Annotated in this window: 13 protein-coding genes; 10 read left to right on the top strand and 3 right to left on the bottom strand. The window is 69.9% G+C overall.

All coding sequences use genetic code 11. The annotated features are described in order from the left end of the window. Positions 1-636 precede the first annotated feature (636 nt). Positions 637-1005 carry a hypothetical protein gene (locus tag ABZ459_RS49500; RefSeq protein ID WP_357987406.1) on the top strand — a complete coding sequence of 123 codons (369 nt, stop codon included), beginning with the start codon at positions 637-639 and terminating at the stop codon, positions 1003-1005. Positions 1006-1371: 366 nt separating this feature from the next. Next, on the top strand, positions 1372-1683 hold the full coding sequence (locus ABZ459_RS49495) for a hypothetical protein (protein ID WP_357987403.1): 312 nt from the start codon (positions 1372-1374) through the stop codon (positions 1681-1683). A 417-nt stretch (positions 1684-2100) separates the two neighbouring features. Here the strand turns inward: ABZ459_RS49495 and ABZ459_RS49490 are convergent, their stop codons facing one another. The 3 genes from ABZ459_RS49490 to ABZ459_RS49480 form a co-directional block, all read right to left on the bottom strand. Further along, positions 2101-2475: a hypothetical protein gene (locus tag ABZ459_RS49490; RefSeq protein WP_357987400.1), complete on the bottom strand. Its 375-nt coding sequence runs from the start codon at positions 2473-2475 to the stop codon at positions 2101-2103. Positions 2476-3017: 542 nt separating this feature from the next. Further along, positions 3018-3362: a hypothetical protein gene (locus ABZ459_RS49485; RefSeq protein ID WP_357987397.1), complete on the bottom strand. Its 345-nt coding sequence runs from the start codon at positions 3360-3362 to the stop codon at positions 3018-3020. A 648-nt stretch (positions 3363-4010) separates the two neighbouring features. Further along, entirely contained in the window at positions 4011-4355 is a 345-nt protein-coding gene (locus ABZ459_RS49480) for a hypothetical protein (protein ID WP_357987394.1), read from the bottom strand. 136 nt (positions 4356-4491) lie between these two features. Between ABZ459_RS49480 and ABZ459_RS49475 the strand changes: the two genes are divergently transcribed. From ABZ459_RS49475 to ABZ459_RS49440, 8 genes are all read left to right on the top strand, one after another. After that, the gene (locus ABZ459_RS49475; RefSeq protein ID WP_357987391.1) at positions 4492-5397 is read left to right on the top strand and encodes an alpha/beta hydrolase; all 906 of its coding nucleotides are present in this window, start codon (positions 4492-4494) and stop codon (positions 5395-5397) included. A 43-nt stretch (positions 5398-5440) separates the two neighbouring features. Further along, the gene (gene moeZ, locus ABZ459_RS49470) at positions 5441-6622 is read left to right on the top strand and encodes an adenylyltransferase/sulfurtransferase MoeZ (protein ID WP_357987388.1); all 1182 of its coding nucleotides are present in this window, start codon (positions 5441-5443) and stop codon (positions 6620-6622) included. Positions 6623-6668: 46 nt separating this feature from the next. Beyond that, on the top strand, positions 6669-7391 hold the full coding sequence (locus ABZ459_RS49465) for a hypothetical protein (RefSeq protein WP_357987385.1): 723 nt from the start codon (positions 6669-6671) through the stop codon (positions 7389-7391). Next, complete coding sequence (locus ABZ459_RS49460; protein ID WP_357987382.1) at positions 7385-8614, top strand: S8 family serine peptidase; 1230 nt, start codon at positions 7385-7387, stop codon at positions 8612-8614. The genes ABZ459_RS49465 and ABZ459_RS49460 overlap by 7 nt, the downstream gene beginning before the upstream one ends. A gap of 158 nt (positions 8615-8772) precedes the next feature. Then, on the top strand, positions 8773-9573 hold the full coding sequence (locus ABZ459_RS49455) for a hypothetical protein (protein WP_357987379.1): 801 nt from the start codon (positions 8773-8775) through the stop codon (positions 9571-9573). Beyond that, positions 9549-10718, top strand: coding sequence for a S8 family serine peptidase (locus ABZ459_RS49450; protein ID WP_357987377.1), 1170 nt, complete (start codon positions 9549-9551; stop codon positions 10716-10718). The genes ABZ459_RS49455 and ABZ459_RS49450 overlap by 25 nt, the downstream gene beginning before the upstream one ends. A gap of 56 nt (positions 10719-10774) precedes the next feature. Beyond that, positions 10775-11134 carry a hypothetical protein gene (locus tag ABZ459_RS49445; protein ID WP_357987375.1) on the top strand — a complete coding sequence of 120 codons (360 nt, stop codon included), beginning with the start codon at positions 10775-10777 and terminating at the stop codon, positions 11132-11134. Next, on the top strand, positions 11122-11436 hold the full coding sequence (locus tag ABZ459_RS49440; protein ID WP_357987372.1) for an MGMT family protein: 315 nt from the start codon (positions 11122-11124) through the stop codon (positions 11434-11436). The genes ABZ459_RS49445 and ABZ459_RS49440 overlap by 13 nt, the downstream gene beginning before the upstream one ends. The last annotated feature ends 30 nt before the right edge of the window (positions 11437-11466 follow it).

Below are 11466 nucleotides of genomic sequence, written 5' to 3'. Positions count from 1 at the left end.
AGGACTCGAAGTCCGGTCGACGAGAGTGCTCACTCACCAGCGGCTACCAGGCACCGAGTCTGCCAGCGAGGCCGACCCGGCAGGTCCCATTAGTCTTCGGGGGCAGCTCCCCCAGCTCGACCGCGGGCGGGAGGCGCGGCCGCGGTGGGGGCGGGCGGTGTGGGGGCGTTCGGGTGGCCTGGGAAGGGGCGGGTTCTTCTGGGGTGGGCGGGTTGGTGCGCGTGGGCGGACGCGTTCTCTCGGGGAGTCGCAATTCGGTTATTAGGCACATAGGGGACATTGTCTTCATAGCACAATAAGCGGGACTAATTGCCTGGGATGAATCGGGTGGATGTGGACGCCTCTCGGTGGGGCGAAGGCAAGTGCCGAGATGCCGGGAGCGCCGGGGACTCGGGCGGAGGGCCGGTCCGGGTGATCATGATAGATTCGGACATATCATGGCATATCAGTCAATAAATGTTTAATCCAAGCAATAAGGCTGTTAATGCATAGCAAAAAGGCGGCGGCTGTGTGTTGCCATGCCCGCGTCCAGGAAATGACATTTCACGGATGGCTCATCAGAAGTCGTCCAGGGCAGTTCCCTGGCAACCGGGGAGCGTTGAGAACGGGGCAACCAATCCTTTAGGGGGAAACGCAATGCCCAAGCTCAAGAGTATCTTCGCAGGCCTCGCCGTCAGCACGGCCATGGGCGGCGGTCTTGTCGGACTGGGTGCGGCGACCACCGCGACCAGCGCCGACGCTGCCACCAGCGCCGGTGTCGTCACGTCCACCAGCTTCCAGGCCGGCTGCTTCCGCAGGTCCCGGTGCGGTGGCTGGGGATGGGGCAACAACTGGGGCGGCTGGGGCGGCGGCTGGGGCTGGCGCCGTCACCACAACAACCGCGTGGGCAAGGTGAAGGTCACCATCCACAACCGCAACTTCAACCGCAACCGGGTGACGGAGCGGGAGGTCACGAAGCCGACGGTCCGCGACCACGACCGCGACCACGACCACGACGACGACTGACGTCGAGGACGGACCGCCATCCTCATGAAGGCGGCGCCGCGCTGAATTCGACCACCGAGTACCGGGCTCGGACAGCGGTTTGAATTCCGGCCCAGCGCGCCGGGGATTCATTCTCTCCGTCCCTGCGGAAATTCTGGTGAGGGCTCCACCGGCATCAGCCGGGGAGCCCTCACTTGCGTTTGTGTACGACTCGCCATACGAATCTGTGCCTACCGGCAAAAGTGGACAATTGCGGTTTGCTGGCTATTCATGGGGATATATCAAGGTCATGGATGGCGAGCCAGGCAAGCCATGCCATCCACGTCGTTTCCTGGGAATCCGGAAGCGTCGATAAACGGGGCATCCAAACCTTTAGGAGGAAACGCAATGCCCAAGCTCAAGAGTGTTATCGCCGGCCTCGCCATGAGCACGGCGCTGAGCGGCGGGGTGATCGGCCTCGGTGCGGCGACCACGGCCACCAGCGCCGACGCGGCCACCAACGTCACCGCCGCGGCGACCACCACCACACTGTCCGGCTGCTTCCGCCGCTCGTGGTGCGGCGGCGGCTGGGGCGGGCGTAACTGGCGTCACCACCGGTTCCCCCGGATCCGCATCATCATCGTCAACCGGAACCGGAACCGGAACGCGGTCGCGGGGAACACCCACTACCAGGTCCGCCCTTACGAGTACGGACGCTGACCAAGGGCTCTGAACCTGGGCGCGATCCGCGATCCCACACAACCGGGTGCCTGCATTCCACCGGACCCTCGTTCCCCGTCGAGAACGAGCTCCTCCAGGAATGCGGGCACTCACTCGTTCCACCTGTTCCTCCGGACGGCCTTCTCGGGGAGCGACGGACGACGACCCCTGACAACCCTGACGACCCTGACGACCTTGAGGACCCTGACGACGGACCGCCTTGGACGTCCCGAGGGGGGCGGGCCGGCCGAGGCGGGGCGGGGGTGGGGGACACGTTGAGTGCCCGCATCCGGGGGGCGATCCCCGCTCTCCATCGGGAGCGGGGTCGGCCGGATGCGGGCACTCCTCCGTGTCGGCGTGGTCTCACCTCTCGGGCGAGCTCTCGCTGAGCGGGCTCACCCCGGGTGGGACTCCTGCCTAGTTGTCGTGGTGCTCGTGCTCGTCGTGCCGCTGGACGTTGTTGTTGTTGTGGTTGAAGTTGCGGTTCGAGTTGTGGATGACGACGCGGACCCGGGGGGCGTTGTTACGCCGCCAGCCCCAGCCGCCGCCGCGACCCCAGCCCCAGCCGCCGCCGCGGCCCCAGCCCCAGCCGCCGCCGCAGCGACGGTGGCAGCCGCCGCCCCAGCGGTTGCCCCAGTTGCGGCCCCAGCCGCCCCAGCCGCACCGGGTCTCGCGGAAGCAGCCGGCCAGGGTGGCCGCGGTGGCCGCGCCGGTGGCGCTGGCGGCGTTGGCGCCGGAGGCGGTGGTGGCCGCGCCCACGCCGACCACACCGCCGGTCAGCGCGGTGCTCATGGCGAGCCCTGCGATAACACTTTTGAGCTTGGGCATTGTGTTTCCCCCTAAAAGGATTGATTGCCCCGTACTCGACGCTCCGCGAAATCCGAGCCTTTCCAGATGTCTGCGGAGCGTCGTGGATGCCCGCTAACGAACATCCATGCCGGGGATATATCCCACCGAATGCCTCACAAACCGGCATTGTCTTCTCTTGTCCGACACTATGGAGCATCATGGTGCATAATCGGACATTTCGGACTGCTTGGGCAGAGGGAAACGCGCGCGGATCCGGTGTCGGGGGAGAACGCAATGAGGGCTCCGCCGGCATTGAAGCCGGCGGAGCCCTCATCGGGAATTGCCGCGGAGACAGAAGAGAAAGGAGTCCCGGGCGGGCCCGCAATGTCCGGGTGCGGACCCTCCCGAAAGCCCAGTACTCGCCGGCCGAATTCACTTCGCCGTGAAGAGCGACCATCCATGGAATACGGGCACCATTCCCGCGCCATCAGCTCACGGTCTGGTCGATGAGTTGCGCCAAGCATTCCGCCGGGCGCAACTCACCTTTAGTTCTCGGTGTTGGTGTCAGTGTTGTCGTTCGTGTTCTCGTTGAAGATCTTGACGCAGACGCCGCCACCGCGGTGGTGCCGGCGCCAGCCGCCACCCCAGCCGCCGCCCCAGCCCCAGCCGCCGCCCCAGCCGCCGCCCCAGCCGTGGCGGTTCCTGTTGCAGCGGTGGTGGCGACGGTGCCCCCAGCCGTGGCCGTCCCCATCGCCCCAGCTGAGGGTCGTCGGGGTGGTGAGGTTGTTGGTGCTGGCGTTGGCGGTGGTCGTCGCGCCCAGGCTGACCACGCCGCCGGTCAGCGCCGTGCTGACAGCGAGACCTGCGATAACACTCTTGAGCTTGGGCATTGCGTTTTCCCCCTAAAGGATTGGTTGCCCCGTTCTCGACGTTCCCGAGAGCCCGGGAACCAGGTCTTGAACGACTAGCTGATGAGCCATCCGTGAAATGTCATTTCCGAGACAGAGCTACAGCAAACAGGAGTGGCCCTATTTTGCTATGCATTAGCAATCTTATTGCTTGCATTACAGCTCTATCGAATGAAATGCCATGATATGTCCGATTATGTGCATATGACGGAGTGCCCATCACATCGGGTTCCGGCAGTTCCGGCCGTGCTTTTCTCATGGAATGACGACATGGCTGCATTCGCCGGAAGGCGGCGGCCGTGCGCATGACAATGGCTCGCCGAAAATGCTCGCCGTGTCACGCCGGGGCGCCAGACATGAGAAATGCTGGACGATTCTGTCGTCGGGATCGTCCGGGGAGTGGCATGACGCCTCCCCGGTGGATTTCAGTGACGGCGACTTTCCGGCCGCTCACGGAGAGTGTCCGGCAAGTTGCGCACTGTGTCCGCTTCTGATGCTTACCCGTGCTGACCCCGATAAACGGTGATCGGCAGCTTTTGCCGCACACTTAAGCCGCCATGAGATCCCTTAGATATCTATGGGCTGAAATTTCGGGGCCTGTCCCACATGTCTGTCCCGCGCGGGGACGGCCTACCGCCGGCGGAACTTCCTCAGGTAGTGGGAGAAGCCGTACCCGCGCCGGCCGTGCTCGGTCCCGTGCGCCCTGCGCCATCCGTCGAACCGCCGGCAGCTGCCCCGCGTGTGGTCGCCGGGGTACAGCCGGTCGATGATCCGCCCCCTCGGCGCCGCACGTACGTTCAGCCAGGTCCTGACGTGTTGCACCCGGTACTTGCAGCCCGGCGCGGCCGAGACCGCCGGGGACGGGACGGCCGTGGGCGGGACGGCGGCTGCCGCGCCCGGCGCGGCGAGCCCGCCTGCGGCGAGGGCCGCGGCGACCAGGCCCGCGGCGATGGTGCCGATGCGGCCGACGAGCATGACATCCCCCTCACATCCCTGTTTGAGGCTGTATGTCCAGCGATGCTCTGATAAGTCAAGGAAAGGCGGCGTCTGTACGGAATGCAGACCCCGCCTGGGCGCGCTGGTTATCGTGGAAGAGCGACAAGGAGGACGTATGACAGCGGTGGAGCCGGTCCCTCACTGGCCGGGACGCATGATCGGCCCGGTGCACGTGCGATCCACCCCCGACGGCGGCCCGGCCGAGCAGGCCGTGTTCGTCCACGGGCTGGCGGGCTCGGCCACCAACTGGACCGACCTCATGGACGAGCTCAAGGACACCGTCACCGGCCACGCCCTCGACCTGCCCGGCGCGGGCTTCTCCCCGGCTCCGCGGGACGGCGACTACACGGTGGCCGGCCACGCCGCGGCGGTGATCGGGCTGATGGAGCACACCGGCCCGGCCCACCTGTTCGGCAACTCGCTGGGCGGCGCGGTCGCGGTGCGGGTCGCCGCGGCCAGGCCCGACCTGGTCCGCTCGCTCACGCTCGTCTCGCCCGCCCTGCCCGACCTGCTCCCCAGGTACGGGCCGGTCCGCGTGGCCGCCGCCGCCGTGCCCAGGGTGGGCGAGTGGTTCGCGGACAAGCTGCGCCTGCTCCCCGCCGAGCAGCGCATCAACGCCTCCTTCGCCATGGTCTGGGCGAACATGAACGCCGTCCACCCGGTACGCCTGGCCGACGCGGTGGAGGAGCTGCGCCGGCGCGACGACGTCCCGTACGCGGGGGAGGCCATGATCGGCTCGGCGAGGGGCATCGTGGCCGAGTACTTCCGGCGGGGCGAGGACAGCCTGTGGCGCCAGGCGGCCAAGGTGGCGGTCCCGACCCTCATCGTCCACGGCCGGCACGACCGACTGGTGCGCCCGGCCATGGCGGCGAAGGCGGCCCGTACGTTCCGGCAGGTCAGGCTCGTGCTGCTGCCGACGGCGGGGCATGTGGCGATGATGGAGATGCCCCGCGTGGTGGCGGCGGAGGCGCGCCGTCTGATCGGTGAGACGAGATTGGGGAATGCCCCACTCGCCGAGTAGGTTTCAGCTAGAGATGTGACCCCCTGAAACGGGAGCGTAGAACGTGTCGTTGCCACCGCTGGTCGAGCCGGCCACAGAGCTGACCGTAGACGAAGTGCGCCGCTACTCGCGCCACCTGATCATTCCCGATGTCGGGATGGCCGGGCAGAAGCGGCTGAAGAACGCCAAGGTGCTGTGCGTGGGCGCCGGCGGCCTGGGCTCGCCCGCCCTGATGTACCTGGCCGCGGCGGGCGTCGGCACCCTCGGCATCATCGACTTCGACGTCGTCGATGAGTCCAACCTGCAGCGCCAGATCATCCACGGCCAGTCCGACGTGGGCAGGCTGAAGGCCGAGAGCGCCGCGGCGTCGGTCCGCGAGATCAACCCCCTGGTCGAGGTCGTCGTCCACAACGCGACCCTGACCACCGAGAACGTCATGGAGATCTTCTCCGGCTACGACCTCATCGTCGACGGCACGGACAACTTCGCCACCCGCTACATGGTGAACGACGCCGCCGTGCTGCTCGGCAAGCCGTACGTCTGGGGCTCGATCTACCGCTTCGACGGCCAGGCCAGCGTGTTCTGGGCCGAGCACGGGCCCTGCTACCGCTGCCTCTACCCCGAGCCCCCGCCTCCCGGCATGGTGCCGTCGTGCGCCGAGGGCGGCGTGCTCGGCGTGCTGTGCGCGTCGATCGGCTCGATCCAGGTCAACGAGGCCATCAAGCTGCTGACGGGCATCGGCGACCCGCTCGTCGGCCGGCTGATGATCTACGACGCCCTGGAGATGAAGTACCGGGACGTCAAGGTCCGCAAGGACCCCGAGTGCGTGCTGTGCGGCAAGAACCCGACGGTCACCGAGCTGCTGGAGGACTACGAGGCGTTCTGCGGCGCGATCTCCGACGAGGCCGCGCAGGCCGCCAGCGGCTCCACGATCACCGCGCAGGAGCTCAAGTCCATGATGGACAAGGGCGACAACATCTACGTGGTCGACGTCCGCGAGATCAACGAGTACGAGATCGTCTCCATCCCGGGCGCCACGCTGATCCCCAAGGGCGAGTTCCTCAACGGCTCGGCCCTGGAGAAGCTGCCCCAGGACAAGCGCATCGTGCTCCACTGCAAGTCGGGCGCGCGCTCGGCCGAGGCCCTCGCGATCGTCAAGAACGCGGGCTTCGCCGACGCGGTGCACGTCGGTGGTGGCGTGCTGAGCTGGGTCAAGACGGTCGACCCCAGCCTGCCCAGCTACTGAGGCGTTCTCCGGGGAACCTCCCGCCGAGGCGCTTAAGGTCGGTGTCGTGAACCGCGCCCGCCCCTGGCCCACCCTGGTGGTGTCCTCCGCGCTGACCCTGGTCTGCGCGGTGGCCGCCGGGGTGGCCGGGAGCGCGGCGGGCACCGAGCTGACCCGCGGCCCGAGCGCGTCCGAGCTGCGTGCCGCCGCCACGCGCGAGGTCGCGGAACGCTGGCGTGCCTGGCCCGCCGGGCGCGTCTTCCCCGCGGCCCTGCCGTACGCGGCCGAGCAGGGCGGGCAGGAGCGGGCCGAGCGCATCGGCATCTCGCCGCACACCGGCTGCGGCGCCGGGTCCGTCGACGCGAAGGCGGTCAGGACGTTGCGCGAGGCTGGTTGCAGGGGCGTGCTGCGGGCCACCTACATCGACGCGCTGCGCGGGGTGCTCGTCACCGTGGGCGTGGTGGCGCTGCCCGACGAGTCGCGCGCGGTCCGGGCCAGGAGCGCGTTCGCCGACAACGGCAAGCCCGTGCCGGGGCTGCGGCCGCTGAGCTTCACGGGCACGGTCGCCGAACGGTTCACCCCCTCCATGCGGCAGGCCGGGTCGGTGCGCCAGGCCGGGCCGTACGTCGTGCTGACCACGGCGGGCCAGGTGGACGGCCGGCCCGCGACCACGTCCGGCGAGTCACGTCCGGCGATCTTCGCCTTCGCCACCGAGCTGTCCGAACGCGTGCTGCTCGACCTCAGCACACCCCGGATGCCCGACTGCGCGGCCGAGGGATGGCGGTGCTGAGGCGGTGCGCCGGGAAGGCGCTGTCCGCCGCCCCCGTGGCCCTCCTCGCGGTTCTTCCGGCGGCCTCGCCCGCCTACGCCGACGACGACGTGCGCGGCGGCCAGCGGGCCGTGATCGAGACGCTCGACCTGCCCGCGGCCTGGCGCGTCACCAAGGGCGCGGGGGTCACGGTGGCCGTGCTCGACTCCGGGGTCGATCCGGCCCATCGCGACCTGGCCGGCTCGGTGACCGTGGGCCGCGACTTCACCGCGGGCGCGAACCCGCCGGGCGTCGCGCCGCCGCGGCTGCACGGCACGTACATGGCCTCCCTGATCGCCGGGCACGGCCACGGGCCCGGGGGAAGGAAGGGCGTCATCGGCGTCGCGCCCGAGGCCGGCGTCCTGTCGGTGCGGGTCATCCTGGAGGACGAGGAACCGGGCTTCAGGGAGTTCAACTCGGCCGAGCGCTTCGAGGACGTCGTGGCCAGGGGCATCCGCTACGCGGTCGACCAGGGCGCGGACGTCGTCAACATGTCGATCTCCAAGGAGCTCGCGACCAGGGAGGAACGGGCGGCCATCCGGTACGCCATCGCCAAGGGCGTCGTGCTGGTGGCCGCGGCCGGCAACGACGGCGACAGGAAGACCGCCGGAGACTTCGCGCCCTACTCCTACCCGGCGTCCTTCCCCGGCGTGGTGTCGGTGGGGGCGACCGACCGGCGGCTGCGCCGGGCCACGTTCTCCAACTGGAACTCCTCGGTGCTGGTGGCCGCGCCGGGCGTGGACATCATGGGCGCGGGGCCCGGCGACGAGTACTGGGTCGGCCGGGGCACCTCGCAGGCGACCGCGCTCGTCTCGGGGGTCGCCGCCCTCATCAAGGCAAAATATCCGCAAATGTCGCCGCCACTGGTCGTCCAGGCACTCGCCGACAGCGCCGACGACCGCCCGCCCGGCGGCTACGACACCGGCACCGGCTTCGGCGTCGTCAACGCCCGCAGGGCCCTGGCCGAGGCCGCCCGCCTGGCCACGCACACCGAGACCGCGACCGGCCCGCAGGCCCAGGACCCCGCCCTGCCGCTGGCGGGCGGCCCGGCCGGGCCCATCAGGGTCACCACGAGGGACCACCGGCGGGTGACGATCTACGCGGCCGTCGCCGCGGGCGCCGCGGGCGGGGCGCTCGCGTCGCTGGCGGTCATATTCTTCCTGGTCAGACGGGTAAGACGCGACCACGGCGCACACGACGCATGATCCGCCTGCTAACGGGGACGAAATAGACACCGACCGAACGCGGGAACGAGGCCAGGGTGGTGAAGGCACGTAGGTCGACCTCAGGGCTACCGCGCGCCGGCGAGGCCACATCGGGACGCAGCAACCCGCTCGGGGCGTCGACCGGCCGCCGGTCCCGCGTGCGCGCCTGGCCCGCGGCGAACTCCCGTACGCGCACCGCGGCCAGGGAACGCGCCGAGCTGGCGGCCCTCCAGCAGGGCGTGCGCTTTCGGCGCATCTTCGTCGTGCTGGTCGGCGCGGTCGTGGCCGTGTCGGCCCTCGTGGTGCTGCTGGGCACGATCGGGCTGCTCAACGAGACGCGCTCGCGCCCGCTGACCCCGGCCGAGCAGAACCAGTACAAGCAGGAGGAGATCGCCCGGCGCTGGCAGGCGTGGCCGGCCACGGGCGTCTTCCCCGAGGAGGTCAAGTACCTCGGCCTCGACCGCGCCCAGCAGTACGCCAGGCGGGTCGGCATCGCCCCCGAGACCGACTGCGGCAAGGGCGTGGACGCCTCCGTCGCCGGGGTCCTCGACAGCCACGGGTGCGTCACGATGCTGCGCGCCACGTACGTCGACCAGACCTCCACCTTCGTCATCACCGTCGGCGTGGCCGTGCTGAAGGACGAGGAGTCCAGGGTGTCGGCGGGCGAGCAACTGGGCCAGGACGACCGGGTGGGCGTGCTGCCCGTGGCCTTCCCCGGCACCGTGACCGAACGTTTCGGCACCGAGCAGCGCCAGCGCACCGGCTGGGTGGGCGCCGGGCCGTACATCGTCTTCTCCACCGCCGGGTACGCCGACGGGCGTACCAGGGCCGCCATCCCCCCGGAGGAGATCCTGCACAGCGAGCTCTGGCCGGCGGCCAAGTCGGTCGGCAACCAGATCGCCTACTTCCTGGCGGATCCCCCCAAGGTTCCGCCGTGCACCCAGGGGAACGTGTGCTGACCGCCGTACGGGCGCTCGCGGCCACGTTGCTCGTCCTCCTCGGGCCCACGGCCGCCCCGGTCAGGGACGAGCAGCAATGGGTGCTGGACGCGCTCAACGTCGAGCAGGCGTGGAACGTGACCAAGGGCGAGGGCGTCACGGTCGCCGTCGTGGACAGCGCGGTGGACGCCGGGATCAAGGAGCTGAAGGGCCGGGTCACGACCGGGCCCGACATGAGCTCGGGCGCGGTGGCCCGCGAGGTGCGGCCGGGGCGGCACGGCACCGCCATGGCCGCGCTGATCGCCGGTTCCGGCGCCGGCGACGGGCTGATCGGCGTCGCGCCCGAGTCGCGCATCCTGTCGCTGCCCCTGGCCACCGACGACGAGCCGGCGTTCGACCTGCTGCCGCCCACGGACCTCCAGTCGCCCGAGAGCTCGCTGGCCCGCGCCCTGCGCTACGCCGCCAACCACGGCGCCCAGGTGATCAGCATGTCGATCGGCTCCTACGGGCCGGTCAGGTCCGAGCGGGAGGCGGTGTCGTACGCGCTGAGCAAGGGCGTGGTGCTGGTGGCCGCCGTCGGCAACGACGGCCAGACGCCCTACGCAAAGGAGAAGGGCACCTCGTTCTGGAGTTTCCCGGCCGGCTACTCGGGCGTGATCGGCGTCGGCGCGACCGACAAGCAGGGCAGGAAGGCCACGTTCAGCAGCGACAACCTGTCGGTCCTCGTCGGCGCGCCCGGCGTGCAGGTGCCCGTGGTCAAGCGGCCCAGCGGGTACGAGCTGTCCGACGGCACCAGCTCGGCCGCCGCGCTCGTGGCCGGCGTGGCCGCGCTGATCAAGTCGCGCTATCCCGCCCTGCCGCCCGAGCAGGTGGCCCAGGCGCTGGCCGCCAGCGCGCGGGGCCGTCCGGCCGCGGGCTACGACGACAACACCGGGTTCGGCGTGGTGGACGCCGGGGCCGCGCTCAACGCCGCCGAGCGCCTGACCGGTCAGCGGCGCAGCGTGACCGCGCCCGGAAAGGACCACTTCGGCCGGGGCGAGGACTCCCCGGTGCCGACCCGTCCTGGGGCCGATCCGTGGCGGTTGTGGCTGTACGGAGGGGGTGTGCTGGTCGCGCTGGTGACGTTCTGCGGGGCGATCATCGTTCTCAATCAGCGCAAGGAGTGATGAACCGCTCGTACTTCGCCCGCGTGGACGGTAAAGATCCGCTATGGTCGCGCGTCATGGGATACGAGCTGCGGGTGGTGCGCGAGTCGCCACTCGCCTTCGCGGAGCTCGCGAAGGCCATCGCGCCGGCCGGTTTCGAGCTGCGCGGATCTGAGGAGATCGTGGCCGGCCACGACGGCGGCCGGCACGCGGTGGCGCGCTGGCAGGGCCAGGTCGTGGGCGAGCCCGGCTCCGACTGGCAGGTGGCCCAGCTCCTGCGGCTGTCGGCCGCCCTCGGCGCCCGCCTGGTGGGCGAGGACGGCGAGGTCTACGCGCTGCGCGACGGCGTGATCGAGGTCCTGTCCGGCGGGACGGTGATGGAGATCGGCAAGTTCGACGAGATCATCGACGCGGGCCCGGCGGCATGGACCCCCTGAACCCCTTCGCCGAGCGGGTGCTCGACCTGGTCGAACGCATCCCGCCCGGCAAGGTCATGGCCTACGGCGACATCGCCGAATACCTGGGCGAGGGCGGCCCCCGCCAGGTGGGCAAGGTGATGTCCACCTTGGGCGGCGGCGTCCCGTGGTGGCGGGTCGTGCACGCCGACGGCAGCGGCGCCGCCCCCGACCACCTGCGACGATGCCTGGCCCACTGGCGCGAGGAGGGCACCCCGCTGCGCGGCGAACGGGTGGACATGAGGCGGGCGCGCTGGGACGGGCGTTCAGCCGATTTTCAGTAAGGGGCCTGACCTGCGGATTCGCTGTTGAGG

Origin of the sequence: Nonomuraea sp. NPDC005692 (assembly GCF_040631115.1) — a bacterium.
GTDB lineage: Bacteria > Actinomycetota > Actinomycetes > Streptosporangiales > Streptosporangiaceae > Nonomuraea.
Note: the sequence above shows the minus strand (reverse complement) of the source record. Positions and strands in the feature narration are given on the sequence as shown.

What these genes read in the sequence shown, in the direction of transcription:
- ABZ459_RS49485 (WP_357987397.1), bottom strand. Translation starts at nt 3,362, where the DNA reads ATGCCCAAGCTCAAGAGTGTTATCGCAGGTCTCGCTGTCAGCACGGCG.
- ABZ459_RS49495 (WP_357987403.1), top strand. Translation starts at nt 1,372, where the DNA reads ATGCCCAAGCTCAAGAGTGTTATCGCCGGCCTCGCCATGAGCACGGCG.
- ABZ459_RS49475 (WP_357987391.1), top strand. Translation starts at nt 4,492, where the DNA reads ATGACAGCGGTGGAGCCGGTCCCTCACTGGCCGGGACGCATGATCGGC.
- ABZ459_RS49500 (WP_357987406.1), top strand. Translation starts at nt 637, where the DNA reads ATGCCCAAGCTCAAGAGTATCTTCGCAGGCCTCGCCGTCAGCACGGCC.
- ABZ459_RS49440 (WP_357987372.1), top strand. Translation starts at nt 11,122, where the DNA reads ATGGACCCCCTGAACCCCTTCGCCGAGCGGGTGCTCGACCTGGTCGAA.
- ABZ459_RS49490 (WP_357987400.1), bottom strand. Translation starts at nt 2,475, where the DNA reads ATGAGCACCGCGCTGACCGGCGGTGTGGTCGGCGTGGGCGCGGCCACC.
- ABZ459_RS49480 (WP_357987394.1), bottom strand. Translation starts at nt 4,355, where the DNA reads ATGCTCGTCGGCCGCATCGGCACCATCGCCGCGGGCCTGGTCGCCGCG.
- ABZ459_RS49445 (WP_357987375.1), top strand. Translation starts at nt 10,775, where the DNA reads ATGGGATACGAGCTGCGGGTGGTGCGCGAGTCGCCACTCGCCTTCGCG.